Source organism: Enterobacter cloacae complex sp. HYC074_NIDB, assembly GCF_056673345.1.
Genome location: NZ_CP114214.1, coordinates 2,340,625 through 2,364,772 on the forward strand (window position 1 = coordinate 2,340,625; position 24,148 = coordinate 2,364,772).

Genomic DNA, 24,148 nt, shown 5'->3' on the forward strand with positions numbered 1-24,148 from the left:
AGGCCGTTTTTTTATGCCGTCCGCAGGCGGCGGAACCAGGTTTCCGGCTTCGTAAACATCACCATATTCCCCCCCAGTATCAACAACAGGCCGACGATCCCGTTGAGATGCCACACGTAACCCTCGTACACCGTTGAAATCGACAGCGCCACCAGCGGGAACAGCAGGGTGCTGTAGGCGGCTTTACCGGGACCAATGCGGCCTACCAGCGTAAAGTAGGCGCCGAAGGCAATCACCGAGCCAAACAGCGCAAGATAGAGCAGCGCCCCCATATAGCTCACCGTCCATTCCGGCATAAAGTTATCGCCTCTGAAGAGGGCGATAAGTCCCATCACGACGGTGCCATACAGCATCGCCCAGGCGTTGGTGGTCATGGTTTCCAGCCCGTTTCGCTGATGACGCATGCTGATCATATTCCCCAGCGAGAAGCCGTAGGTGCCGAGGGCGGAAAGCCCGATGCCCGTAAGCAACGACGCGCTCCAGCCGCTGGCGAGCAGATCGTTCCAGAACAGGGTAATGATCCCGATAAGCCCCAGCGCTGCCGCCGTCCAGAAGCGTGCGGGTGGACGCTGGCCGAAGAAGATAAAGCTGTTGATGGCGTTATACAGCACGGCCATCGAGAAAATCACCGACTCAAGGCCGGTATTGATATGGGCGGCGGCGGTGTAAAAGCACCAGAAGTTGAAACAGAAAACGCAGCAGCCCTGTAGCATGCAGTAGAGATGATCCCGCAGCGCCAGCCTGCGCAGGCGGCGAAGGGCGACCAGGACGATCATCATCGTGGCGCTGGCCACGGCGAAGCGCCAGAAAATGGAGACCGGCGCTGCAACCGGCCCCTGTTGTAAAAAAATGGCGATCCAGGTCGTGCCCCAGATAACAACAACCAGCCCATAGAGTAATGCGTTCATGGTGTCTCTCTTCTCATACCGCGAAAAACAACAGTGTGGCGAAAGAAGAGGGACCCGGCTTTCATCGCCTTGCGCCGGACTTGCAAATTCTTGCGCTTTTTTCTCGCACAATGGCTGGTAACAGGCTGCAACACTTCTTAGACTGACAGTCTGATTAATCACCTGTTTACGGCCATGTCTCTCGTTTACGACACCTTTGAAACGTTACGCCAACAAAATGCGGTGCTGCGGGAAACCGTCGCGCTCAATACTGGCATTCAACTGGCGGCGTGGTACAACAAGCACGACACGATCACCGTGAAAAGCAACCATCACACCCTTAGCCTGTACGTGGCAGATGGCTATGAAAGCTATCAAAAAACGCCGGGTGGCTGGAAAAATGGCGGTGGGCCGGATCGTTTTTGTCTGATGCCGGAAGAGAGCGAATCCACGTGGGATATTCGTGACGACCTGTCGTTCGTGCACCTCTACTGCACCGATGAACACCTGCGGGACGTGGGGGAGAAAATCTGGGATAAACGACCGCTATCGCTGACGCTGGAGGAAAAAATATTCGGCAGCGATCCGAAAATCACCGCCCTTTATCGCCAGTTTTTGCTCGGCTGCGACTGGCAGCAAAACGCCAATCAGCTCACCCTGAGCACCGCGTCGACCTTATTGCTGACGCATTTAGTCCAGCACTATTCCAGCGTACAGTGGAAGCTGCCGGTAGTGACCGGCGGGTTATCGCCGTTTGTGCTGCGCAACGTGCTGGCCTTTATCGAGGAAAACCTGGCGCAACCCTTAACGCTGGCGGAACTGGCGGGCCAGGCCGCACTCAGTGAGTATCACTTTGCGCGGATGTTCCGCCAGTCGATGGGCCTGGCGCCGCATCAGTACGTTATGCAGCGCCGCATGGAGAAGGCCAAAGCGATGGTGCAGCACACGACCACGCCGCTCACCGACATCGCGCTGGCCTGCGGATTTAACTCCGCCAGCCATTTCAGTAACCGTTTTCGCAGCATGACCGGCATTACGCCGTCACAGCTACGCGCGGCGAAGGCGTGAGAAGACGGCGTAACAGATCCCTCCCAACACCAGCCCCCAGAAGGCGGAGCCAATCCCCAGGAGCGTGACGCCGCTGGCGGTCATCAGGAAGGTGACGATCGCCGCGTCGCGCTCTGCTTCATGATTCAGTGCCTGATACAAACTCCCGCTGATAGTGCCGAGCAGGGCCAGCCCGGCCAGCGTCTGGATGCCGCTCAGCGGCAGGGCGGCCATCAGCCCCGAAATCGACCCGCCGAACACCCCCGCCAGCAGATAAAACCCACCTGCGGCCGCCGCAGCCAGCCAGCGTTTACTGGCATCCGGGTGGGCGTCCGGGCTCTGGCAGATGGCGGCGGTGATGGCGGCGATGCATATAGAATAGACGCCGAAGGGGGACAACAGCAGCGCCAGCCCGCCTGTGGCAACGATCAGCGGTGAGACCGCCAGCGGATAGCCCGATGCCTGCATGGTGGCGAAGCCGGGCGCATTCTGCGACGCCATGGTCACCAGGAAGAAGGGTAAGCCGATGCTGATCAGGCTGGTGAAGGTGAACGCAGGGGCAATGAATTCCGGCATGATGACCGATAACGTCATCCTGTTCGTGACAACGTCACCTCCAGCCCAGGCAACGAACACGCCCACCAGCAGCGTGGCGACAATGGCGTACCGGGGCGCTACAGCTTTGGCCACCAGCCAGGCGGCCAGCATACTGCCGCAAAGAAAAATGTGTCCCTCAAGATTGCTGAATGCCTTCAGGCCAAACTGTAACAGCACGCCCGCCAGCATAGCGGCGGCAAGCGAGTGCGGGATCAGTTTCATCAACCGGGCAAACAGGCCGGTGACGCCGCACAGCAGAATCAGCGTATTCGCGAATATAAATACCCCGATGGTTTCCGCCAGCGTCACGCCATGCAGGCTGGTGGCGAGCAACGCCGCGCCAGGAGTCGACCAGGCGGTCAGCACGGGGGCTTTATACCACCACGACAATGCCAGCGTGCTGATCCCCATCCCGAGCCCTAGCGCGGTCATCCATCCGGCGATTTGCTGTGTACTGGCGCCAGCCGCCGCAGCCGCCTGCCAGATAATGGCGGCAGAGCTGGCATAGCCCACCAGAACGGCAACAAAACCGGCCAGCACGGCAGGAAAGAGAGAGGCAGTCGATCGCATGGAAACTCCGTTGTGCGTTATAACGTCCGGGATAAGGTATCACTGTGCGCTATAGCGTACAAGTGGTATGCTTTGCCGCAACGGGAGGAACTATGGATATCACTCAACACCTGGCAACCACACTGAAAGCGCTGCGTCAGGCGCGGGGCTGGAGCCTGTCAAAACTGGCGGAAGAGACGGGCGTGTCGAAAGCAATGCTTGGGCAAATCGAACGCAATGAGTCCAGCCCGACGGTTTCTACCTTGTGGAAAATCGCCACCGGGTTGAACGTACCTTTTTCGGCGTTTATCACTCCAGAAAGCGAACCGCAGGCGGTATTCGATCCGCAGCAGCAGGCGATGGTGGTGAAACCGCTTTTCCCCTGGGATGAACAGCTTAAGTTCGACCATTTCTCCATCACCCTGTCGCCCGGCGCGCTGAGCGAGTCCACGCCGCACGAAGCCGGGGTGATCGAACATGTGGTGGTGATAAGCGGTGAGCTGGATATGCAGATCGACGGTGTCTGGCGCACAATATACGCTGATTCCGGCGTGCGTTTTGCCGGCGATAAACCGCACGCGTACCGCAACAGCAGCGCCCGGACGGTGCATTTTCACTCCCTGATCCATTATCCCCGCTAAAGCGTCGCAAAACGGTTTCACTGACACAGACTTCTGACTACAATAGCCGCCATTTTGACCATAACGGATAACGACGAAGTATGCGCCTGCACTCCCATCATCTTGAACTGCTAAGCCCGGCCCGCGACGCCGCCATTGCCCGTGAAGCCATTCTTCACGGTGCGGATGCCGTCTACATTGGCGGCCCTGGCTTCGGTGCCCGGCATAACGCCAGCAACAGCCTGCGCGACATTGCCGAGCTGGTACCGTTCGCTCACCGTTTCGGGGCGAAGGTGTTTGTGACCCTGAACACCATTCTTCATGATGATGAGCTGGAGCCCGCGCAGCGTCTGATCACCGATCTCTACCAGACCGGCGTTGACGCCCTGATCGTTCAGGATATGGGCGTTCTGGAACTGGATATCCCGCCGATTGAGCTGCACGCCAGCACTCAGTGCGATATCCGCACCGTCGAGAAGGCGAAGTTTCTTTCGGACGTCGGGTTTACGCAGATTGTGCTGGCGCGCGAGCTGAACCTGAACCAGATCCGCGATATCCATCAGGCGACCGACGCGACCATTGAATTCTTTATCCACGGTGCGCTGTGTGTGGCCTATTCCGGGCAGTGTAATATCTCTCACGCCCAGACGGGGCGCAGCGCTAACCGGGGCGACTGCTCTCAGGCCTGCCGTCTGCCGTATACCCTGAAAGACGATCAGGGCCGCGTGGTGGCATTCGAAAAACACCTGCTGTCGATGAAAGATAACGATCAGACGGCGAACCTCGGTGCGCTGATCGATGCTGGCGTACGCTCCTTCAAAATTGAAGGGCGCTACAAGGACATGAGCTACGTGAAAAATATCACCGCCCATTATCGTCAGATGCTGGATGCCATCATCGACGATCGCGGTGATCTGGCGCGCGCCTCCGCCGGGCGTACAGAGCATTTCTTTATTCCGTCTACGGACAAAACCTTCCACCGCGGCAGCACGGACTATTTCGTGAATGCCCGTAAAGGGGATATTGGCGCGTTCGACTCACCGAAGTTTATCGGCCTGCCGGTGGGTGAAGTGCTGAAAGTGGCGAAAGATCATCTTGACGTTCAGGTGACAGAGCCGCTGGCGAACGGCGATGGTCTCAACGTGATGATCAAACGTGAAGTAGTGGGTTTCCGCGCCAATACGGTGGAGAAAACCGGCGAAAATCGCTATCGCGTCTGGCCGAACGAAATGCCTGCCGATCTCTACAAAGCCCGTCCTAATGCGGCGCTTAACCGTAACCTGGATCACAACTGGCAGCAGGCCTTGCTCAAGACCTCCAGCGAGCGCCGCATTGCGGTGGATATCGCGCTGGGGGGCTGGGAAGAGCAGCTGATCCTGACCATGACCTGCGAAGACGGCATCAGCGTGACGCATACACTCGACGGCCTGTTCGAGGTGGCGAACAATGCGGAGAAAGCGCTCAACAACCTCAAGGATGGCGTGGCGAAGCTGGGGCAGACCATTTATTACGCGCGCAATATTGAGGTGAATCTGCCGGACGCGCTGTTCGTGCCGAACAGCCTGCTGAACCAGTTCCGCCGTGAAACGGCCGAGATGCTGGATGAAGTACGCCTGGCAAACTATTCGCGCGGCAGCCGTAAGGCCGAAGCGGTGCCTGCGCCGGTCTACCCGGACACGCATCTTTCTTTCCTCGCGAACGTATACAACCACAAAGCGCGTGCGTTTTATCATCGTCACGGCGTGCAGCTGATTGACGCCGCGTATGAAGCGCATGAAGAGAAGGGCGATGTGCCGGTGATGATCACCAAACACTGCCTGCGGTTTGCTTTTAACCTTTGTCCGAAACAGGCGAAAGGCAATATTAAAAGCTGGAAAGCGACGCCGATGCAGCTGGTGAATGGCGATGAAGTGCTGACGCTGAAGTTTGACTGCCGTCCGTGTGAAATGCACGTTATCGGCAAGATGAAGAATCACATCTTCAAAATGCCGCCGCCGGGAAGCATTGTGGCCTCCGTCAGCCCTGACGATTTGATGAAGACCCTGCCGAAGCGTAAAGGCAGCTAACCCGCAGAGTGGGTATCCGGTTTGCGCGATTTCTGCCAGGTATGGTGCTCGCGCAACCCCTCCGCAGACTCCTCAGCCGCGCTGCGTAACTCGTCGCTGTCAGCTTCATGACGAAGCTGATGGTCGGCGTTTTTCACATACACAAATTCATGCCCTTTGTGCTCCGCCATAATCTGTCCTGAGAACAGGGCGCTAATCACCAGCAGTAGCGAAAATTCTTTTCTGAACATCCTTTATCCCCTGAAAATACGCTACGGTCATCGTAGGGATAATTTCATAGAGTAATTATTCGACTCTTTAAATTTGAGAAAATAGAGTGTCAAAAATTGTGGTCGCAATAAAACGCGCTTAAGACTATTCTTAAAAGCGATATCGACGTTGTAAACTCCCATTTCTGGTATGCAAAGAACAACTAGATTTATTGGGAAATCATTTACAATAAGATTTTTCTGGCTAAGGATTGGATCGAATAAATGAAAAAAATAATCGTGCTATCACTTCTGGGCGTAGTGGTTGCGGTGGGTGCTGCGGCCAGCATCTATTCAAATGAAGAACCAGAATATATTCAGTCAGCAAAAAGCCGTGTCGGATCGTATTTAACCAGCGATTACGGACGTGTCGAATGTAATAGCACCCAGGTAAGTGAAGATCGCTGGGAGCTGGGCTGTACCAATAAGGCGAGAGGCAAAACCTTCCAGTTCGCCGTTTACCCACCCGAGCAGGCACCGTATGGGGTCTCTCGTGCGTTTTATCTCGAAGCGATTAATGATGATGCCCGCCAGAGTGCAGATCAGGGGCTGATGCGTTATCTGCAAATTAATACCAAAGCGGGTTAATCGATTCGTTTATGCTTCGTTGAGGCTCACAGTGGTAGATTGCTGGTGATCCACATCCCGGTAGGGAATACCGGAGCGTAGATACCAAAATACAAATCTATCCATGCAAGCATTTACCGCCAGATTATGGCGGTTTTTTTTTGCCCGTTTATCGTACCGGCTGTAAAAATTGTTTGCGATATTGCGCGGGCGAAAGCGCAAATTGCTGCCGGAAATGGTGGCGCAGCGTGGCGCTTTGTCCAAATCCGGTTTGTTCCGCAATATTATCAATGCTGAGCCGACTGTTTTCGAGATAATCTTTTGCCCGCTGCAATCGCGCAGTCAATAACCAGCGCGCGGGCGTTGTCCCGGTCGCGTCCTGGAAACGGCGCAGAAAGGTGCGTTGACTCATACCCACCCGCAGGGCCAGCGATTCGACGGTATGGGAAACGGCCAGATGCTGGTGAAGATAATCGAACAGCTGGCCTAGGCGCTGGCTCTCCCGCAACTGAGCCACCGGTCGGCTAAGTTGCTGGGTTTGCGAGCCGTCCCGATGGGGCGGGATCACCAGTCGACGCGCCACGCGGTTTGCTGCCTCCATACCGTAATTCCGGCGCACCACGTGCAGACACAGATCAATCCCCGCGGCGCTGCCGGCGGAAGTGAGAATATCGCCTTCGTCCTGGTAGAGCACATCTTCGACCACGGTGATGGCGGGAAAGCGTGTTTTCAGAGCTTGCGTGTAGCGCCAGTGGGTGGTTGCCTTCCGCCCGTCAAGCAGGCCTGAGGCTGCCAGAACGAAAACGCCAGAACAGATCGAGAGTAGCTGGCAGCCGCGGGCATGCGCCGCGCGGAGCGCCTGGCAGAGCGCTTCGGGTACGGGTTCATCCAGCCCTCGCCAGCCGGGTACAACAACCAGATCCGCCGTTTCAAGCAGACGCAGATCGCCGTCGGCCAGAATACGGATCCCGCCCGTTGCCCGGAGCTCGCCGCCATCCACGCTCGCCACGGCGAACTGATACCAGTCATCGCCCATCTCCGGGCGCGGCAAGCCAAAGATTTCTACCGCCACGCCAAACTCAAAGGTACATAAACCGTCATATGCCAGCACGACCGCGCGCGGCGAGGGATGTCTTAAGTTTGTCATCTTTTTGCTGTTTTCTGGCATAGGCGGACGCATTCATGTGCTGAATTAAGGGATAGAGTAGTGTTAACACAAACACCACAAATGAGGAAGATTCATGAGCTATGTTACTGAATTTCCGGCTGCTGAGCCGCAGGAAGCCGTGGGGCATTTTCTGCGTCGTCTGAGCGTCGAGACGGACTGCGCCGATGTCCATCACGCGGTATCCAGCGGTGAGCAGGACTTTGTTCTGCTGCACGTTGTCGGGAAGCCTGAACATTTTGCCCGGCGGCATCTGCCCGGCGCGCTGCATTTACCCTGGAGCCAGATCACCGCCGAGCGGATGACAGCGTGGCCAGAGGGCACGCTGTTTGTCGTCTATTGTGCAGGCCCGCACTGCAACGGGGCGGACAGGGCGGCGCTGAAGCTGGCGCGTCTGGGTCTGCCGGTTAAGATTATGCTCGGGGGCATGACCGGCTGGGAAGATGAGCGGTTCGCGTTTGCAGGATCTTCATCGCCCGCCCTGTGAACATGAATTTATTTCAACACAGATGAAATTTTCTCGTTTGTCGGCGGCGAGCCGGTATGACATCTTTTTAGGACGTTTAGACATCCAGAAGTCTAAATGTTCAAGAGATGAATTATCACTGTGGGCAATTAACGCCGACAGACAGAGGAGATTTCCATGCAGCGACACCACGCCCCGTACCGCGCCGATGTAGTCGGCAGTTTTTTACGCCCGGACTCTGTTAAACAGGCCCGTCTGCAATTTGCCAGCGGTGAGATCGATGCCGGTCAGCTTCGCGCGGTTGAGGACGAGGCCATTCGCCATGTTGTCGAACAGCAGTGCGCCTGCGGTCTGCATGTGGTAACGGACGGTGAATTCCGCCGCGCCTGGTGGCACTTTGACTTCTTTGACGGGCTACAGGGCGTAGAGCGTTATGATTCGCAGCAGGGCATTCAGTTCAACGGGGTGCAGACCAAAGCCCACGGCGTGCGCGTAACGGGCAAACTGGGCTTCGGCGATCATCCTATGCTGGAAGATTTTCGCTACCTCAAAAGCATCAGCGGTAACGCACAGCCGAAGATGACCATTCCGAGCCCGAGCGTGCTGCACTTCCGCGGTGGCCGCAAGGATATTGATGCCACGGTCTACCCGGATCTGAAGGATTACTTTGACGATCTGGCGACAACCTGGCGCGATGCCATTCGGGCCTTTTACGATGCAGGCTGCCGCTATCTGCAACTGGATGATACCGTCTGGGCCTACCTTTGTTCAGAAGACCAGCGCCGCCAGATCCGCGAGCGCGGTGACGATGCAGACGAACTTGCCCGAACCTATGCCCGGGTGCTGAATAAGGCGCTGGAGGGCAAACCGGACGACCTGACCATCGGGCTGCACGTCTGCCGCGGCAACTTCCGCTCAACCTGGATTTCCGAAGGCGGCTATGAGCCGGTGGCGGAGGTGCTGTTCGGCACGGTGAACGTCGACGCGTTCTTCCTGGAGTACGACAACGACCGTAGCGGCGACTTTGCGCCACTGCGTTTTGTGCGCCCGGGTAAACAGCAGGTGGTGCTGGGGCTGATCACCACCAAGCACGGTGAACTGGAGAACCCGGAAGGGGTGAAAGCGCGTCTGGAAGAGGCTGCGCGCTACGTGGCGAAAGAGCAGATTTGCCTCAGCCCGCAGTGCGGATTTGCCTCCACGGAAGAGGGTAACAGCCTGAGCGAAGCCCAGCAGTGGGATAAAATTCGCCTGGTGACGAAAATCGCCAGCGACGTCTGGTAACGCCGTTCACAGCGCTGCATTATTACAGTGCAGCGCTGTACCATTCTGAGTCGTTTACCGTAAATCCTCTCTTCGAACCCGTTTAAATCCTGCCTCTGCAACCTGGCACCCTTTTTGCTCTCCTGAAACTGACGTTACTTTTTCTGCGTCCGGGCGGTAACGGACGTCTTCGCACAGCTTTCTTTTTCAGGAGTGAAAATATGCACCGTCGTACCTTTATAAAAGCGTTCGCCTTGTCCGCCTCCGTGGTCGCCATGGGGGTCAGTTTTGGCGTCCAGGCCGCAGAGACCATTAAAGTCGGGATCATGCACTCACTCTCCGGCACGATGGCCATTTCAGAAACGCCCCTGAAAGATGTCGCCCTGATGACCATCGATGAAATTAACGCCAAAGGCGGCGTGCTCGGGAAAAAGCTGGAGCCGGTGGTGGTTGACCCGGCCTCCAACTGGCCGCTGTTTGCCGAAAAGGCCCGCCAGCTTCTGAGCCAGGATAAGGTCGCCGTGGTGTTTGGCTGCTGGACCTCCGTATCGCGTAAATCGGTTCTGCCGGTTTTTGAGGAGCTGAACGGTTTGCTGTTCTATCCGGTGCAGTACGAAGGTGAAGAGATGTCACCTAACGTCTTCTATACCGGCGCGGCGCCTAACCAGCAGGCGATCCCGGCGGTGGAGTACCTGATGAGCGAGGACGGCGGCAGCGCGAAACGCTTCTTCCTGCTGGGAACGGACTACGTTTACCCGCGCACCACGAACAAGATCCTGCGCGCCTTCCTGCACTCGAAAGGCGTGGAAGATAAAGATATTGAAGAGGTCTACACCCCATTTGGTCATAGCGATTACCAGACCATCGTCGCCAGTATCAAGAAATTCTCTGCGGGCGGTAAAACGGCGGTGGTCTCCACCATCAACGGTGATTCCAACGTGCCTTTCTATAAAGAGCTGGCGAACCAGGGGCTGAAAGCCACGGACGTGCCGGTTGTGGCGTTCTCGGTGGGCGAGGAGGAACTGCGCGGCATTGATACCAAACCGCTGGTGGGTAACCTGGCGGCGTGGAACTACTTTGAATCCGTCGATAACCCGACCAACCAGACCTTTGTCGCGGCCTACAAAGCCTACGCGAAAGCCCATAAGCTGCCGAATGCCGATACCGTCGTCACCAACGATCCGATGGAAGCGACCTACGTCGGCCTGCATATGTGGGCGCAGGCGGTTGAAAAAGCGGGGACAACCGACGTGGACAAAGTGCGCGCGGCAATGGCGGGCCAGTCGTTCAACGCGCCGTCCGGCTTTACGCTGACCATGGATGTCACCAACCACCACCTGCATAAGCCCGTCATGATTGGTGAAATCGAAGGCAACGGCCAGTTCAACGTCGTCTGGCAAACCGAACAGCCGGTACGCGCTCAGCCGTGGAGCCCGTTTATCGCCGGGAATGACAAAAAACCTGACCAGCCGATGAAAACCGCCAGCAACTAAGCCACCACCAGGGAGAGACGTCATGAATGCCATGCGCATGATGATTGCGATTGTGTGGCTTACCGGACTGCTGCCAGGGATGGCGCAGGCATCGGATGCCGATGATTTTGTTGCCGCTAGCCGCAGCCAGCAGACCGCCATGCTGACCCGCTGGGCAGCCACGCCGGAACCTGCACGTTTGCCGCTGCTTAAGGCGCTGCAACAGGAGAACCTTTATGGCGACAGCCAGAAGAAGGCTTTTACCCGCATCGACGGCGAAATGGTTGCCCTGGGCGCGGCAAAGAGCGCCGAAGGAACGACCAAAGCCGTGCGGCTGACCAACCGGCTGCGCGTGTTAACCGTCACGGCGCTGGCGACGCATCAGCTTGTAAGTGACAGTGTCACCGAAAGGCGTCATGCCGCGCGGCAACTTCAGCGTGACGCCCAGCCGGGTATGCTCGGGTTTCTGCAACAGCGGGCTAATCGCGAAACGGACGACGTCACCCGACAGTCGCTGAGGCTGGTGCTGGCAAATCTTCAGCTGGCGAGTCCGCAGGCGGAAACGCGCCTCAACGCGGTTGAACTGTTGGGACAGTCTGACGATCCGGACGTTCAGGCCACGCTGACGCCGTTCACCCGGGCGCAAACCGAGCCGGACGCACGGGTACGTGCCGCCGCCGCTGAGAGCCTGGACCGTATTCAGCACCGGCTGATGTGGGGTGAACTGCTGGGGCAGGCCTTCATGGGCCTGTCGTTGGGGTCGGTACTCTTGCTGGCCGCGCTCGGGCTGGCTATCACCTATGGTCTGCTGGGGGTGATTAACATGGCCCACGGTGAAATGCTGATGCTCGGGGCGTATGCTACCTGGTTGGTGCAGCAGGTGATGGCGCAGTGGATGCCTCAGTGGCTGGCGCTCTATCCGGTGGTGGCGCTGCCGGTGGCGTTTTGCCTGACGGCAGGTATCGGGATGGTGCTGGAGCGCACGGTGATCCGCCATCTGTATGGCCGCCCGCTGGAAACCCTGCTCGCCACCTGGGGGATCAGCCTGATGCTTATCCAGCTGGTGCGCATGACCTTTGGCGCTCAGAACCTTGAGGTCGCAAACCCGGCCTGGCTGTCCGGCGGGGTGCAGGTTTTCGCCAACCTGACGCTGCCGTGGAACCGTATTGTGGTGCTCGGGTTTGTGTTGCTGGTGCTGTTCTTCACCTGGCTCATTCTGAATAAAACGCGTCTGGGGCTGAACGTGCGGGCGGTGACGCAAAACCGCAGCATGGCGGCCTGCTGCGGCGTCCCCACCGGACGGGTAGATATGCTGGCGTTTGGCCTCGGGTCCGGCATTGCCGGGCTGGGCGGCGTGGCGTTGTCCCAGCTGGGGAACGTGGGACCGGAGCTGGGCCAGGGATACATCATTGATTCGTTCCTGGTGGTGGTGCTCGGCGGCGTCGGCCAGCTGGCCGGTAGCGTCGCGGCGGCCTTTGGTCTGGGGATCTTCAATAAAATTCTTGAACCGCAGATGGGCGCCGTGCTGGGCAAGATCCTGATTCTGGTGGCGATCATTCTGTTTATCCAGAAACGTCCGCAGGGGTTATTCGCACTTAAAGGGAGGGTGACAGACTGATGAGCCAGCCATTGACCTTAACACTGGCGCGCAGGGCACCGCGCACCGCGCAAATCTTCGGCAGTCTGCTGGTTGCGGCGCTGCTGGTGCTGCCTTTTCTCGCGCTGTTGCCCGCCACCCATCCGCTGGCCGTTTCCACGTGGATGTTGACGCTCATCGGCAAGATCCTCTGCTACGCGGTGGTCGCCGTGGCCCTCGATCTGGTCTGGGGCTATGCCGGTATGCTCTCGCTGGGGCACGGCATATTCTTCGCCCTGGGCGGCTATGCGATGGGCATGTACCTGATGCGCCAGGCGGCCGGAGACGGGCTGCCCGCGTTTATGTCGTTTCTCTCGTGGAGCGAACTGCCCTGGTTCTGGTGGGGAACGCAGCATTTTGCCTGGGCACTGGTGTTAATTGTGACGATACCCGGCCTGCTGGCGCTGGTCTTCGGCTGGTTTGCTTTCCGCTCGAAGATCAAAGGGGTCTATTTCTCCATCATGACCCAGGCGCTGACCTATGCGGGCATGCTGCTGTTCTTTCGCAACGAAACCGGCTTTGGCGGCAATAACGGCTTTACCGGCTTTACCACGCTGCTCGGATTTTCCGTCACGGCGACCACCACGCGGATCGCGCTGTTTCTCGCAACGGTCGTGCTGCTGCTTCTGGCCCTGGGCACAGGCTACGCGCTGGCGAAGAGTAAATTTGGCCGCATTTTAACGGCGGTGCGCGATGCGGAAAACCGTCTCACGTTCTGCGGCTACGATCCGCGCGGTTTCAAGCTGCTGGTCTGGACGCTTTCCGCCGTGCTGTGTGGCCTGGCGGGGGCGCTGTACGTTCCGCAGGTGGGTATTATCAACCCGGGTGAAATGTCGCCGACCAACTCGATTGAAGCGGCCATCTGGGTGGCGCTGGGCGGCCGCGGCACGCTGGTGGGCCCGGTGATGGGCGCGGCGCTCGTCAACGGTGCGAAGAGCTTTTTCACCGTGGCGATGCCGGAGTACTGGCAGCTGTTTCTGGGGCTGATTTTCATCGCCGTGACGCTGTTTTTACCACGCGGCGTGTTCGGTCTGTTTCGTAAGGGAGAGAATTAATGCAGCCCTCTGAAGGACTCTTTACCCGCCAGCTACCGGGCGATCGTTACCGTGAGCAGACCGATCCGGTGTTGCAGCTCGAGGCCATTAACGTCAGTTTCGACGGTTTTCAGGCGTTGACCGATCTTTCGCTGAATATCGGCGTCGGAGAATTGCGCTGCATCATTGGCCCTAACGGCGCCGGTAAAACCACGCTGATGGACGTGATCACCGGCAAAACCCGGCCAAAAAGCGGGAAAGCTATTTACGATCAGTCCATCGATCTGACAGCCCTGGAACCGGCGGCCATCGCCCGTCAGGGCATTGGCCGTAAGTTCCAGAAGCCGACCGTGTTTGAAGCGCTGACCGTAGGAGAAAACCTCGAAATCGCCATGAAAGCCGACAGGTCCGTCTGGGCGAGCCTGCGGGCCACGCTCAGCGGCGAGCAGCGCGACCGCATTGACGAGATGCTGGTTTTGCTGCGGCTTGGCAGTGAGCGCGATCGCCGTGCCGGACTGCTTTCCCACGGACAGAAGCAGTTTCTGGAGATCGGCATGCTGCTGGTGCAGGACCCGCACCTGTTACTGCTGGACGAACCCGCTGCCGGTATGACCGACGCAGAGACGGAATACACAGCCGAGCTGTTCCGAACCCTGGCAGGCAAGCATTCGCTGATGGTGGTTGAGCACGATATGGGCTTCGTCGAGACCATCGCCGACCACGTCACGGTGCTGCATCAGGGGCGGGTACTGGCGGAAGGTTCGCTTCGCGAGGTACAGGCCAATGAACAGGTAATTGACGTCTATCTGGGACGTTAAGGAGAGGGGATGTTACAGGTTTGCGAACTGAATCAGTACTACGGCGGAAGTCATATTCTGCGCGGGGTGAGCTTTGAGGCGGTCGTCGGGGAAGTTACCTGCCTGCTGGGGCGCAACGGGGTGGGCAAAACCACGCTGCTGAGGTGCCTGATGGGGCTGATCCCGGTGAAAGCCGGGGAGGTCGTCTGGCAGGGAAAGACCATCACTCACAGTAAACCGCACCAGCGAGTGCAGTCCGGCGTGGCGTATGTTCCGCAGGGGCGGGAGATTTTTCCGCGTCTGACCGTAGAAGAAAACCTGCTGATGGGGCTGTCGCGCTTCTCAGCGGGAAACGCAAGAAGCGTACCGGAGGAGATTTGGCAGCTTTTCCCGGTGCTGAAGGAGATGAAGCACCGACGCGGAGGCGATCTTTCCGGTGGTCAGCAACAGCAGCTGGCGATTGGTCGCGCGCTGGCGAGCCGTCCACAGTTACTGATTCTGGATGAACCCACGGAAGGTATTCAGCCGTCGGTGATTAAAGAGATTGGGCAGGTGATCCGCAGCCTGGCGAACCGGGGGGATATGGCGATCCTGCTGGTGGAGCAATTTTATGATTTTGCGGCAGAGCTGGCCGACAGCTATCTGGTGATGTCGCGCGGAAGCATCGTCCAGCAGGGGCGCGGGGAGAATATGGAGCAGGAGGGCGTTCGCGGGCTGGTTGCGATCTGAAATGTTATAATATAACATCCCTATTCTTATAAAACGGAATGAGGATTTTGCTGTGGCTGCACAACCTGGAAAAATTGCGCTGACTTTGGGAACGCTGCTGGTAAGCGGCTCGCTTTTTGCCCATTCGCACGGTCATCAGATGACGGAGGCGGAACAGAAGGCGGCAAACGGCGTCTTTGAGGATAAAGACGTCAGGGACAGGAAGCTGTCTGACTGGGACGGAACATGGCAGTCTGTTTACCCGTTCCTGCTTGATGGTTCGCTGGATCCGGTTTTCGAAAAGAAAGCGCAGAAGGGAGAAAAATCTGCTGCCGAGGTGAAGGCCTACTACCGCAAGGGTTACGCGACGGACGTGGACGCCATCGGCATTGAAAACAACGTGATGGAATTCCACCGAGGCAAAACGGTGAGCAGCTGCCGCTACGACTACAGCGGCTACAAAATTCTGACCTATGCGTCGGGGAAAAAAGGTGTGCGCTACCTGTTTGAGTGCAAGGATAACGCGAGCGAGGCGCCTAAGTTTGTGCAGTTCAGCGACCATATCATCGGGCCGAAAGCCTCTTCACACTTCCATATCTTTATGGGCAACACCTCCCACGAGGCGCTGCTGAAAGAGATGGATAACTGGCCGACCTACTACCCGAATGAGATGTACAAGGAGCAGGTGGTGGAGGAGATGTTGCACCACTAAGGTGTTGGTTTTGCCGGGGGACGGCTTCGCCTTACCCGGCCTGGGATTAGGGTTTTCCAGGTCGGGTAAGCGCAGCGCTACTCGACACGCTATCTTCACTTTTCACGCGCATCCCGCGCAATATCATCAGCCAGGCCGCAATGATGGCGGCCATCATAATGATAAATAATGACCAGTGCGGCAGATGGGTCAGGATGAGCCCGGTGATCATCGGGTTCGCCGCCGCGCCCAGCCAGCCCAGCGCTTGTGCGGAGAAGTAGCTCGCCTTCATGCCCGGCGGGGCGATATTGTCGATCAGCATGTATTCACCCGGTGCATAAATAACCTCACCCAGGGTGAAAATCGCTGCCGCGATCCCCCAGTAAATCAGGTTCTCGCCGGAAAGCATAAACCCCCCCAGCCCGAGGATGAAAAAAAGCGTCGCGGCGGTCATTAGCGGACGGATATTGCTGGCGGTGATCTTCCGTCCAAGCGCATATTGCAGGGTGACGACCACCGCCGCGTTGACGGGCAGCACAACGGCCACCACCTTTTCTGCGAAATCACTGTCCGCATGTGCAGCGAGGACATACTGGGAAATGCAGGTGGCAAACGATCCACCCACATACGACGCCAGCAGCCCGGAAAGCGTGTACCAGAACAGCGCCCGGTCTTTCAGCAGCACCGAGGGTTGCCATGGCATTTTCTCCTCAGGGCTGTCCGAGGCTATGCTTTTCTGCACAAAGAAATGGATAAACCCGAGCGGCAGTGCGGCGCAGAAGGCCGCCAGCCAGAACGGCAGTTGCAGGCTGTACATCACAAGCAGGGTGCCGATCGGCGGCCCGATCGTCCAGCCGATGTTCAGGAAACTGTAGTTGAGTGAGAAAACGCGCGCCTTTTCGCTGGAGGTCAGCACGTCGGCAAACCATGCTTTCAGCACCGTTGAGAAGACGGAATAGGCGCAGTTAATCAGGGCAAAGAACAGCACTACCAGCGTCACGTTATTCACCAGCGGAATGGCCACAAACCCGGCGATAAAGGCGACGATGGCGATCAGCATATAGCGTTTTTTGTCGAATTTATCCGCCAGGATGCCAAACCCCAGGCTAAACACCACGCCAATGGTCAACGCCACGGTAAGGGCATAGCCAATATTCTCCACGCTCATATCGTACACGCGTGTAAGATATATGGTCATAAAGGGCAGCGTTGCCCCGCGGCCAATTGTTAATAACAATGACGATGCCAGCAGCGCTGCGGTTGAGCGCCTGATTGATGGTTTCATTTTCCTGCCCGACAAATGCTTATGCTTTTTTTGTTGTGTTATTACAGGATTATCATGGGATCGGCAGCTTGTATAGCACCCAATTTATCCGCAAGTGCTTCTCTTCAGTACCAGAATTAATGATCTTCTCGCGGGGCTATTTTTTCTGTTACCTTGAAGTGTTTACAAAATTTTAATATTTCAGGGGCGGAAAATGACGCGGAAAGACGGGCTGTTAGCGTTGCTGGTTGTCGTGGTGTGGGGACTCAATTTTGTGGTCATCAAAATGGGGTTGCACAACATGCCTCCACTGATGCTGGCGGGTCTGCGCTTCCTGCTGGTGGCGTTTCCGGCGCTGCTGTTCGTCGCCCGCCCGAAAATTCCCCTCAAGCTGCTGCTGGGCTACGGCCTCACCATCAGCTTTGGTCAGTTTGCGTTTCTTTTTTGCGCTATTAAATTCGGTATGCCTGCGGGCCTGGCTTCGCTGGTGCTTCAGGTGCAGGCGTTCTTTACCATCATTCTCGGCGCGTTTGTCTTTGGCGAACGCTTGCAGGGCAAACAGCTGGCGGGCATTAGCCTTGCGGTCTTTGGCGTGCTGGTGCTGATTGAAGGCAGCCTCAACGGTCAGCATGTCGCGCTGCTGGGCTTTATGCTCACCCTGGCGGCGGGTCTGAGCTGGGCGTGCGGCAATATCTTTAACAAGCTGATAATGCAGCACGAGGCGCGTCCGGCGGTATTATCGCTGGTGGTCTGGAGCGCGTTGATCCCCATCGTACCGTTTATGGCCGCGTCGTTTATTCTGGAGGGGCCGCAGGCGATGCTGAAAAGCCTGGTGGAAATCGACCTGACGACTATTTTGTCGCTAATCTACCTGGCGTTCGTTGCCTCAATCATTGGCTATGGTATCTGGGGATCGCTGCTCGGACGCTATGAAACCTGGCGCGTGGCGCCGTTATCGCTGCTGGTACCGGTGGTCGGGCTTGCCAGCGCCGCACTGTTGCTGGATGAAAAGCTCAGCGTGCTGCAACTGTGTGGCGCAGGGCTGATTATGGCCGGGCTGTATATCAACGTCTTTGGCTTGCGGGTGCGTCGGGCGACGCGGGTGCAGAGTTAAGGCAGAAAAAAGCCCCGCATTAGCGGGGCAAAAACGAATTACAGGTCGTGGTTGTAATACGGCACGCCTAATTCGTCGGATTTGTCGCTGCCAGCGCCCATGTGATTGAAGTCCCAGGGCGACTGGTTTTGCGTGGACGGCATAATCATGGTGTCGCGATTATTTTGCTGACCCGCACTGGGGGTTTGCTCCGCGAAGCTCTGGCCGGAAACCAGCACCAGCAAGGTGAGGGCGGCGGAGGCGATAAATTTCATGATTTCCTCGGTTACGTCTTAACAGGCGATGATTAACTGCAATGTTTTAGTGGATACAGATAACGGGATTCACCCGGCATACTGGTAATACGGTACTTATGAGGCGGCACGTCAAAGTAGTTCTTGAACGTACGCGTCAGGGTTTGTTGCGATTCAAATCCGTAACGTTCCGCCAGATAGAGGATCGGCTCATTGCTTTCTTTCAGTTTTTGGGCAATCTCCGTCAGCTTGCGGCTGCGAATATATTGTCCTAATGAATGGCCGGTCTCTTTTTTAAACATCCGTTGCAGGTGCCATTTTGAGTAACCTGAACGCTCAGACACTTTCTCAAGGGAGAGCGGAGATTCCAGGTTATCTTCGATCCAGTCCAAAATGCTATGAATGGTGATAGCGTCAGTATTGCGTCTGGACATCGTCATACCTCTTTTTCTGTTTACGGCAGGATTTTCTTGAGTAAAAGCTCAAGCGTTGCCACTTCATCCGCCGTTAAGTTTTTTGTCAGTTCCTGGTGCAGTGTTTGTCCTACTAATTGATGACATTGCTCACACATGGCCGCGCCATCGCTGGTCAGTTTCACCAGTACGCCACGTTTGTCATTTGGGTTAGGGCTTCGTTCTACCCATCCTTTACAGACGAGACGATCCAGCATGCGGGTTAACGCACCCAGATCGACAGAGAGCACCTTTTTCAGCTCAACCGGCGTGATACACACTTCGCAGCGAATGGAACACAGCACTTTAAACTGTGTTGCGGTGATATCCAGCGGTGACAGATAGTCATTGAGCAGGCGATCTTTTTTCTGATTAACCATATGAATAAGACGACCCAGTGGGATTATGTCGTTAAAGAGGTCACTGGTGCTTTTCACAATGGTTGCCCTGGCAAGTAGTTTAGTCACGGCAGATATTATTGCTCAGGCAAGTATAAGTCAACTGAATGAATCGGCCGATGCCACGAAATGCTAAAACGCTTCAGGAACTCATTCTGTACGCTTTTAAATCATACAGATAATCTGGGGTTATGAATTACGAGAGACAATTATGGTTACGCTGCGCGGATGGCTACGGACGAGGATTTGCCCCTATAATTGCGATGTTGAATAAGGATAAGGACTGCGGTGCATTATGTTGGATTTGATTAAAGCAGTGGGACTTGGGCTGGTGGTGTTGCTGCCGCTGGCGAACCCGTTAACGACGGTGGCGCTTTTTCTGGGGCTGGCGGGGAACATGAACAGCGCGGAGCGCAATCAGCAGTCGATGATGGCCTCTGTGTATGTCTTTGCCATAACGATGGTGGCTTATTACGCCGGGCAACTGGTGATGAATACCTTTGGTATTTCGATTCCCGGTCTGCGTATCGCTGGCGGGCTGATCGTGGCCTTTATTGGTTTCCGGATGCTGTTCCCGGCGCACAAAGCGCACGAATCCCCGGAAGCCAAAAGCAAATCGGAGGAGCTTGAAAGCGAACCGAGCGCCAACATCGCGTTTGTGCCGTTAGCCATGCCGAGCACGGCAGGGCCGGGAACGATTGCGATGATCATCAGTTCCGCCTCAACGGTGCGTGATGGGTCGACATTTCCGCACTGGGTTATCACCGTTGCGCCGCCGATCATTTTTGCGCTTATTGCCATTATTGTCTGGGGGTCATTGCGCAGTTCCGGGGCGATTATGCGCTGGGTGGGCAAGGGGGGGATTGAGGCTATCTCCCGTCTGATGGGTTTCCTGCTGGTCTGTATGGGCGTGCAGTTTATTATTAACGGCGTGCTGGAGATTGTTAAGACGTATCATTGAAAACGTTGCCGGGTAAGCGCAGAGCCACCCGGCACAACAAACGTCAACCGTGGCTGGACTGCTCTTCCATCGCGACCGGCCATTTACGGAAGATAAGCACCGACCAGATCAGCGCGATCAGCGCCGGAATCGCCCCGAGATAGCCAATGGCCGACATCGATACATGCAGGCTGATCTGATTTCCCACCAGCGCACCGGCGCCAATCCCCAGATTAAAAATCCCGGAGAAGAGCGACATCGCTACGTCCGTGGCGTCCGGGGCCAGCGCCAGCACTTTGACCTGCATTCCCAGACCAATAATCATGATCGCCACGCCCCAGAACAGACTGAGGATCGCCAGATGACTCTCGCTGCCTGCCGCAGGCATCAGTAACAGCAGACATGCCAGCAGCAGGCCAATCGCACTGCTTACAAGCGCAGACGCATGCTGATTGCCCAGCTTCCCGAACAGGATGCTCCCGATAATCCCCGCGCCGCCCAGGATCAGCAGCAGAACGGTGGCAAAGTTAGCGCTAAAGCCCGCCACAACCTGAACAAACGGCTCAATATAGCTGTAGGCCGTGTAATGGGCGGTCACCACAATCACGGTCAGCAAATAGATGCTCATCAGCGCCGGTCGACGCATCAGCAGCGGAAGACTTTTCAGCGAGCCGGAGTGTTCGCTGGGCAGTTTTGGCAGCAGTTTGATCAGACACACCAGGGTGATCAGCGCCCCCATGCCGATGGCAAAGAAGGTGGTGCGCCAGCCGAAGTATTGACCCACAATGCGCCCGATCGGCAGGCCTAACACCATCGCCAGCGCCGTTCCGGTGGCAATCAGGCTCAGCGCCTGGGCGCGTTTCCCCGCCGGGGCCAGACGAATGGCGAGCGATGCGGTGATCGACCAGAAAACGGCATGGGCAAACGCGATGCCGACGCGGCTGATGACCAGCACGGTGAAGTTCCATGCCATAAATGACAGCACATGGCTGGCAATGAACACCACAAACAGCCCAATCAGCAGCTTACGACGTTCCATCTGGCTGGTCAGCAGCATAAACGGCAGCGACATCAGCGCTACCACCCATGCATAGATGGTCAGCATAATGCCAACCTGTGCCGTTTCCATATGGAAGCTGGCTGCAATGTCGGACAGCAGCCCAACCGGAACAAATTCCGTGGTGTTGAAAATAAACGCTGCGATGGCGAGCGTGACCACGCGTAGCCACGCGACCCTGCGGGAAACCGTGTGTGTTGTCATAGGGATATCTGGGATTCGTTGCCTGAAAGATGAGGAGACGATCTTAAAGCCTTAAACGGCGAAAACTCAACCGTTATGTGATATGAATCACAAAATTTACCTTCATGCAGCGGTAGCGAACGCGGTTGTTTTCATTGAAGATAAAGAACAACACAACAAAAACAGGCGGTAACACAATGCAGGAGATTGATTTTTATCTGGTAGATGCGTTCAGCGCGTCCTCTTTTGGCGGCAACCCGGCGGCGGTGTGCCCCCTCGACGCGTGGCTACCGGATGAGACGTTACTGCGGATGGCACAACAGCATAACCAGTCGGAAACCGCCTTTTTTGTGTGTACCAAAGGGGGGATCGAGTTGCGCTGGTTCACCACGCTAACCGAGGTTAATCTGTGTGGTCACGCGACGCTTGCCGCGGCGTATGTTCTGTTTAACGAACTGGATTATCCGGACTCACGCCTTCATTTTGACACTGCCTCTGGTCGCCTGACCGTCAGCCGTGAAGGTGACTGGATGACGCTGGACTTCCCGGCCTGCCCGACGCAGGCACAGACGCCGCCACCGGAGTTGCTCACCGCACTCGGTATCACCCACTACGTCGAGGCGCGAAAAGGCCGCGCCTGGGTGCTGGTACTGGAGAGCCGCGAGCAGGTGGAAGCCATTAATCCGGATTTCTCCGCCATGACGCCGGGGGAGCATAAAGTGGCCGTCACCGCCCGGGACGAAGGAGAATACGACTTTATCAGTCGTTTCTTCTCGCCGGGCGTGGCCGTGCCGGAAGATCCTGTCACCGGCTCCGCGCACACCATGCTGATCCCTTACTGGAGTGAACGGCTTGGCAAAACACAGATGTTTGCCCGCCAGGTTTCCGTCCGTGGAGGAGACGTACGCTGCGAACTCAAGGGCGACCGCGTGTGGATGGGCGGGCAGGCGGCGCTGTATCTGAAGGGCACAGTATTTCTGCGCTGAATAAATCTAAGAGGAACAAATGATGCAGAAAATTGATTTTTATCTGGTAGATGCCTTCAGCGACAGGGCGTTCGGCGGCAATGCGGCGGCGGTGTGTCCGCTGGAAGCGTGGCTGCCGGATGAGACGCTGCTGAAGATGGCGAAGCAGCATAATCAGTCAGAGACGGCGTTCTTTGTCCGAACGGATAACGGGTTTGAACTGCGCTGGTTTACCACGCAGGATGAAATTAACCTCTGTGGCCACGCAACCCTCGCGGCTTCTCACGTTATTTTTGAATACCTGGATTATCCGCATACGGAAATCACCTTCACCACGCGCTTTGTCGGCGAACTGACGGTACAACGCAGCGGCGACTGGCTTACGCTTAATTTCCCGGCGTGGTCAACCGAGGTTGTCGATACTCCACCCCCAGTGCTGTTCAGCGCGCTGGGCATTAACGCGGCAAACGAGGTCCGTGTGGGGCGTGACTACATGGTGGTGCTCGACAGCCAGCGGCAGGTGGAGGCGCTGACGCCGGATATCGCGGCTATGCTCCCGCTGGGGAAAATGGTCTGCGTTACAGCGCCGGGAGATGAGTATGATTTCGTCAGCCGCTTCTTCTGCCCGGGGGAAGGGGTGCCCGAAGATCCGGTGACGGGATCAGCTCACAGCATGCTGATCCCGTACTGGAGCGAAAAGCTTGGTAAAACGCAGATGTCGGCCCGCCAGGTCTCCTTGCGCGGCGGGGATCTGCGCTGCGAGCTGAAAGGCGACCGCGTGCTGATTGGCGGGCAGGCCACGTTGTATATGAAGGGAAAAATTTTCCTTCGACTCCAGGACTACGTTCAACTTTAACAACTGGGCGCAGGTGGCTGACGCTCGTTCAGCAGCGCGATAAATGCCTCCAGCTGGCGTGTCATCGCCCCGCGTCGCCACACCAGCCAGGTGGTGAGCCAGCGCCAGTTTTCCGCCAGCGGCCACGCCGCCACCTGATGATGCCCCGGCATGCTCTCCAGCATGGAGCGGGGCATCAGCGCAATGCCTGCCCCGGCAATCACACAGGCGAGCATCCCGTGGTAGGACTCCATCTCATGGATCCTTCCCGGCGTTACGCGGTCGGCATGGAACCAGCTCTCCAGATGACGCCGGTAAGAACAGTTGGCGCGAAAGGCATACACGTCGCTGCCGCTCACCTGCGTGGCTTTTGACACTTCCGCGTGGCCCGCAGGGGTGACCAGCATCATCTCTTCCCGGTAAACCGGCATTCCTTCCAGTTCCGGGTGCGAGAGCGGCCCGTCGACAAAGGCGGCGCTAAGCGTCCCTTCAAGCACGCCGTCAATCATCGTACCGGAAGGCCCGGTGGATAACGCAAACTGAATGCGCGGATAGCGCTGGTTAAACCGCGCCAGACTTTCCGGAATGCGTACGGCGGCGGTACTTTCCAGCGCGCCGAGCGAGAATAATCCCTGCGGTTCATCCCCGGCGACGACCATTCGCGCTTCGTCGACCAGCGCCAGGATCTGTTTGCTGTAGCGCAAAAAATTGTGCCCGGCGGGGGAAAGCCGCAGGCGCTGATTCTCGCGAATAAACAGCTCCACGCCGAGATCCGCTTCTAGCTGTCGGATGCGGGTGGTGAGGTTTGAGGGCACCCGGTGTACCTTCTGCGCCGCCTGGGTAATGCTGCCGGTCAGTGAGACGGCGTTAAACATCTCAAGCTGTGTTAAGTCCATG

General features: G+C 57.1%; 26 protein-coding genes. 16 read left to right on the plus strand and 10 right to left on the minus strand.

From position 1 onward, the window contains the following. Positions 1-11: 11 nt before the first annotated feature. Complete coding sequence (locus O1724_RS11515; RefSeq protein ID WP_003857219.1) at positions 12-908, minus strand: DMT family transporter; 897 nt, start codon at positions 906-908, stop codon at positions 12-14. Between the two features lie 174 nt (positions 909-1,082). Between O1724_RS11515 and O1724_RS11520 the strand changes: the two genes are divergently transcribed. Then, positions 1,083-1,955: a helix-turn-helix domain-containing protein gene (locus O1724_RS11520; protein ID WP_003857218.1), complete on the plus strand. Its 873-nt coding sequence runs from the start codon at positions 1,083-1,085 to the stop codon at positions 1,953-1,955. Here O1724_RS11520 and O1724_RS11525 read toward each other — a convergent pair. Beyond that, positions 1,935-3,101, minus strand: coding sequence for a benzoate/H(+) symporter BenE family transporter (locus O1724_RS11525; protein ID WP_023314135.1), 1,167 nt, complete (start codon positions 3,099-3,101; stop codon positions 1,935-1,937). The two genes, O1724_RS11520 and O1724_RS11525, sit on opposite strands and share 21 nt — an antisense overlap. Before the next feature lie 92 nt (positions 3,102-3,193). On the opposite strand from O1724_RS11525, the gene O1724_RS11530 reads away from it, so the two are divergent. Together O1724_RS11530 and O1724_RS11535 are read left to right on the plus strand one after the other, a co-directional pair. Then, on the plus strand, positions 3,194-3,721 hold the full coding sequence (locus O1724_RS11530) for a helix-turn-helix domain-containing protein (protein WP_045336245.1): 528 nt from the start codon (positions 3,194-3,196) through the stop codon (positions 3,719-3,721). A gap of 80 nt (positions 3,722-3,801) precedes the next feature. Continuing rightward, positions 3,802-5,766 carry a peptidase U32 family protein gene (locus O1724_RS11535; RefSeq protein ID WP_003857212.1) on the plus strand — a complete coding sequence of 655 codons (1,965 nt, stop codon included), beginning with the start codon at positions 3,802-3,804 and terminating at the stop codon, positions 5,764-5,766. Here O1724_RS11535 and O1724_RS11540 read toward each other — a convergent pair. Then, positions 5,763-5,996, minus strand: coding sequence for a DUF2554 family protein (locus tag O1724_RS11540; RefSeq protein ID WP_003857211.1), 234 nt, complete (start codon positions 5,994-5,996; stop codon positions 5,763-5,765). The two genes, O1724_RS11535 and O1724_RS11540, sit on opposite strands and share 4 nt — an antisense overlap. 243 nt (positions 5,997-6,239) lie before the next feature. Here O1724_RS11540 and O1724_RS11545 point away from each other — a divergent pair, with 243 nt between their 5' ends. Continuing rightward, positions 6,240-6,602 carry a hypothetical protein gene (locus tag O1724_RS11545; protein WP_003857209.1) on the plus strand — a complete coding sequence of 121 codons (363 nt, stop codon included), beginning with the start codon at positions 6,240-6,242 and terminating at the stop codon, positions 6,600-6,602. Between the two features lie 148 nt (positions 6,603-6,750). On the opposite strand, the gene ftrA is transcribed toward O1724_RS11545, so the two are convergent. Next, positions 6,751-7,749, minus strand: a complete 999-nt coding sequence (gene ftrA / locus O1724_RS11550) for a transcriptional regulator FtrA (protein ID WP_022651184.1) — start codon at positions 7,747-7,749, stop codon at positions 6,751-6,753. Positions 7,750-7,822: 73 nt separating this feature from the next. On the opposite strand from ftrA, the gene O1724_RS11555 reads away from it, so the two are divergent. The 8 genes from O1724_RS11555 to zinT all read left to right on the plus strand — a co-directional run bounded on the left by O1724_RS11555 (position 7,823) and on the right by zinT (position 15,831). Beyond that, on the plus strand, positions 7,823-8,233 hold the full coding sequence (locus tag O1724_RS11555) for a rhodanese-like domain-containing protein (RefSeq protein WP_003857206.1): 411 nt from the start codon (positions 7,823-7,825) through the stop codon (positions 8,231-8,233). Positions 8,234-8,389: 156 nt separating this feature from the next. After that, complete coding sequence (locus O1724_RS11560) at positions 8,390-9,493, plus strand: cobalamin-independent methionine synthase II family protein (RefSeq protein ID WP_048240824.1); 1,104 nt, start codon at positions 8,390-8,392, stop codon at positions 9,491-9,493. A gap of 200 nt (positions 9,494-9,693) precedes the next feature. Continuing rightward, complete coding sequence (gene urtA / locus O1724_RS11565; RefSeq protein WP_003857201.1) at positions 9,694-10,965, plus strand: urea ABC transporter substrate-binding protein; 1,272 nt, start codon at positions 9,694-9,696, stop codon at positions 10,963-10,965. Between the two features lie 22 nt (positions 10,966-10,987). After that, on the plus strand, positions 10,988-12,562 hold the full coding sequence (urtB, locus tag O1724_RS11570) for an urea ABC transporter permease subunit UrtB (protein WP_050870629.1): 1,575 nt from the start codon (positions 10,988-10,990) through the stop codon (positions 12,560-12,562). Next, complete coding sequence (urtC, locus tag O1724_RS11575) at positions 12,562-13,635, plus strand: urea ABC transporter permease subunit UrtC (RefSeq protein WP_050870627.1); 1,074 nt, start codon at positions 12,562-12,564, stop codon at positions 13,633-13,635. The genes urtB and urtC overlap by 1 nt, the downstream gene beginning before the upstream one ends. Further along, the gene (gene urtD / locus O1724_RS11580; RefSeq protein ID WP_015570541.1) at positions 13,635-14,432 is read left to right on the plus strand and encodes an urea ABC transporter ATP-binding protein UrtD; all 798 of its coding nucleotides are present in this window, start codon (positions 13,635-13,637) and stop codon (positions 14,430-14,432) included. The genes urtC and urtD overlap by 1 nt, the downstream gene beginning before the upstream one ends. Before the next feature lie 9 nt (positions 14,433-14,441). Then, positions 14,442-15,140 carry an urea ABC transporter ATP-binding subunit UrtE gene (urtE, locus tag O1724_RS11585; protein WP_059294158.1) on the plus strand — a complete coding sequence of 233 codons (699 nt, stop codon included), beginning with the start codon at positions 14,442-14,444 and terminating at the stop codon, positions 15,138-15,140. Positions 15,141-15,192: 52 nt separating this feature from the next. Beyond that, complete coding sequence (gene zinT / locus O1724_RS11590; protein ID WP_003857190.1) at positions 15,193-15,831, plus strand: metal-binding protein ZinT; 639 nt, start codon at positions 15,193-15,195, stop codon at positions 15,829-15,831. 46 nt (positions 15,832-15,877) lie between these two features. Here zinT and ydeE read toward each other — a convergent pair whose 3' ends face one another. Then, entirely contained in the window at positions 15,878-17,095 is a 1,218-nt protein-coding gene (ydeE, locus tag O1724_RS11595) for an efflux MFS transporter YdeE (RefSeq protein WP_003857189.1), read from the minus strand. Between the two features lie 193 nt (positions 17,096-17,288). On the opposite strand from ydeE, the gene eamA reads away from it, so the two are divergent. Then, entirely contained in the window at positions 17,289-18,188 is a 900-nt protein-coding gene (gene eamA, locus O1724_RS11600) for an O-acetylserine/cysteine exporter (protein WP_116290835.1), read from the plus strand. Positions 18,189-18,226: 38 nt separating this feature from the next. Here the strand turns inward: eamA and marB are convergent, their stop codons facing one another. From marB to marR, 3 genes are read right to left on the minus strand one after another with little or no spacing between them, the layout of a single operon-like run. Continuing rightward, the gene (gene marB / locus O1724_RS11605) at positions 18,227-18,442 is read right to left on the minus strand and encodes a multiple antibiotic resistance protein MarB (RefSeq protein WP_003857184.1); all 216 of its coding nucleotides are present in this window, start codon (positions 18,440-18,442) and stop codon (positions 18,227-18,229) included. A 32-nt stretch (positions 18,443-18,474) separates the two neighbouring features. Then, on the minus strand, positions 18,475-18,855 hold the full coding sequence (gene marA, locus O1724_RS11610) for an MDR efflux pump AcrAB transcriptional activator MarA (protein WP_001303241.1): 381 nt from the start codon (positions 18,853-18,855) through the stop codon (positions 18,475-18,477). A gap of 20 nt (positions 18,856-18,875) precedes the next feature. After that, the gene (marR, locus tag O1724_RS11615) at positions 18,876-19,310 is read right to left on the minus strand and encodes a multiple antibiotic resistance transcriptional regulator MarR (RefSeq protein WP_003857182.1); all 435 of its coding nucleotides are present in this window, start codon (positions 19,308-19,310) and stop codon (positions 18,876-18,878) included. Positions 19,311-19,566: 256 nt separating this feature from the next. Here marR and O1724_RS11620 point away from each other — a divergent pair, with 256 nt between their 5' ends. Then, positions 19,567-20,232, plus strand: a complete 666-nt coding sequence (locus O1724_RS11620) for a MarC family NAAT transporter (protein ID WP_126296788.1) — start codon at positions 19,567-19,569, stop codon at positions 20,230-20,232. A 43-nt stretch (positions 20,233-20,275) separates the two neighbouring features. Here the strand turns inward: O1724_RS11620 and O1724_RS11625 are convergent, their stop codons facing one another. Next, entirely contained in the window at positions 20,276-21,472 is a 1,197-nt protein-coding gene (locus O1724_RS11625) for a sugar transporter (protein WP_017693434.1), read from the minus strand. A 176-nt stretch (positions 21,473-21,648) separates the two neighbouring features. Between O1724_RS11625 and O1724_RS11630 the strand changes: the two genes are divergently transcribed. Together O1724_RS11630 and O1724_RS11635 are read left to right on the plus strand one after the other, a co-directional pair. Then, a complete protein-coding gene (locus tag O1724_RS11630) occupies positions 21,649-22,437 on the plus strand; it encodes a PhzF family phenazine biosynthesis protein (RefSeq protein ID WP_126296789.1) in 789 nt (262 codons plus the stop codon). 22 nt (positions 22,438-22,459) lie between these two features. Then, positions 22,460-23,272, plus strand: a complete 813-nt coding sequence (locus tag O1724_RS11635) for a PhzF family phenazine biosynthesis protein (RefSeq protein ID WP_126296836.1) — start codon at positions 22,460-22,462, stop codon at positions 23,270-23,272. Here the strand turns inward: O1724_RS11635 and ptrR are convergent. Then, entirely contained in the window at positions 23,269-24,147 is an 879-nt protein-coding gene (ptrR, locus tag O1724_RS11640; protein WP_126296790.1) for a putrescine utilization regulator PtrR, read from the minus strand. The two genes, O1724_RS11635 and ptrR, sit on opposite strands and share 4 nt — an antisense overlap. Position 24,148: the final 1 nt, after the last annotated feature.

What these genes read in the sequence shown, in the direction of transcription:
- O1724_RS11515 (WP_003857219.1), bottom strand. Translation starts at nt 908, where the DNA reads ATGAACGCATTACTCTATGGGCTGGTTGTTGTTATCTGGGGCACGACC.
- O1724_RS11520 (WP_003857218.1), top strand. Translation starts at nt 1,083, where the DNA reads ATGTCTCTCGTTTACGACACCTTTGAAACGTTACGCCAACAAAATGCG.
- O1724_RS11525 (WP_023314135.1), bottom strand. Translation starts at nt 3,101, where the DNA reads ATGCGATCGACTGCCTCTCTCTTTCCTGCCGTGCTGGCCGGTTTTGTT.
- O1724_RS11530 (WP_045336245.1), top strand. Translation starts at nt 3,194, where the DNA reads ATGGATATCACTCAACACCTGGCAACCACACTGAAAGCGCTGCGTCAG.
- O1724_RS11535 (WP_003857212.1), top strand. Translation starts at nt 3,802, where the DNA reads ATGCGCCTGCACTCCCATCATCTTGAACTGCTAAGCCCGGCCCGCGAC.
- O1724_RS11540 (WP_003857211.1), bottom strand. Translation starts at nt 5,996, where the DNA reads ATGTTCAGAAAAGAATTTTCGCTACTGCTGGTGATTAGCGCCCTGTTC.
- O1724_RS11545 (WP_003857209.1), top strand. Translation starts at nt 6,240, where the DNA reads ATGAAAAAAATAATCGTGCTATCACTTCTGGGCGTAGTGGTTGCGGTG.
- ftrA (WP_022651184.1), bottom strand. Translation starts at nt 7,749, where the DNA reads ATGCCAGAAAACAGCAAAAAGATGACAAACTTAAGACATCCCTCGCCG.
- O1724_RS11555 (WP_003857206.1), top strand. Translation starts at nt 7,823, where the DNA reads ATGAGCTATGTTACTGAATTTCCGGCTGCTGAGCCGCAGGAAGCCGTG.
- O1724_RS11560 (WP_048240824.1), top strand. Translation starts at nt 8,390, where the DNA reads ATGCAGCGACACCACGCCCCGTACCGCGCCGATGTAGTCGGCAGTTTT.
- urtA (WP_003857201.1), top strand. Translation starts at nt 9,694, where the DNA reads ATGCACCGTCGTACCTTTATAAAAGCGTTCGCCTTGTCCGCCTCCGTG.
- urtB (WP_050870629.1), top strand. Translation starts at nt 10,988, where the DNA reads ATGAATGCCATGCGCATGATGATTGCGATTGTGTGGCTTACCGGACTG.
- urtC (WP_050870627.1), top strand. Translation starts at nt 12,562, where the DNA reads ATGAGCCAGCCATTGACCTTAACACTGGCGCGCAGGGCACCGCGCACC.
- urtD (WP_015570541.1), top strand. Translation starts at nt 13,635, where the DNA reads ATGCAGCCCTCTGAAGGACTCTTTACCCGCCAGCTACCGGGCGATCGT.
- urtE (WP_059294158.1), top strand. Translation starts at nt 14,442, where the DNA reads ATGTTACAGGTTTGCGAACTGAATCAGTACTACGGCGGAAGTCATATT.
- ydeE (WP_003857189.1), bottom strand. Translation starts at nt 17,095, where the DNA reads ATGAAACCATCAATCAGGCGCTCAACCGCAGCGCTGCTGGCATCGTCA.
- eamA (WP_116290835.1), top strand. Translation starts at nt 17,289, where the DNA reads ATGACGCGGAAAGACGGGCTGTTAGCGTTGCTGGTTGTCGTGGTGTGG.
- marB (WP_003857184.1), bottom strand. Translation starts at nt 18,442, where the DNA reads ATGAAATTTATCGCCTCCGCCGCCCTCACCTTGCTGGTGCTGGTTTCC.
- marA (WP_001303241.1), bottom strand. Translation starts at nt 18,855, where the DNA reads ATGTCCAGACGCAATACTGACGCTATCACCATTCATAGCATTTTGGAC.
- O1724_RS11620 (WP_126296788.1), top strand. Translation starts at nt 19,567, where the DNA reads ATGTTGGATTTGATTAAAGCAGTGGGACTTGGGCTGGTGGTGTTGCTG.
- O1724_RS11625 (WP_017693434.1), bottom strand. Translation starts at nt 21,472, where the DNA reads ATGACAACACACACGGTTTCCCGCAGGGTCGCGTGGCTACGCGTGGTC.
- O1724_RS11630 (WP_126296789.1), top strand. Translation starts at nt 21,649, where the DNA reads ATGCAGGAGATTGATTTTTATCTGGTAGATGCGTTCAGCGCGTCCTCT.
- O1724_RS11635 (WP_126296836.1), top strand. Translation starts at nt 22,460, where the DNA reads ATGCAGAAAATTGATTTTTATCTGGTAGATGCCTTCAGCGACAGGGCG.
- ptrR (WP_126296790.1), bottom strand. Translation starts at nt 24,147, where the DNA reads ATGGACTTAACACAGCTTGAGATGTTTAACGCCGTCTCACTGACCGGC.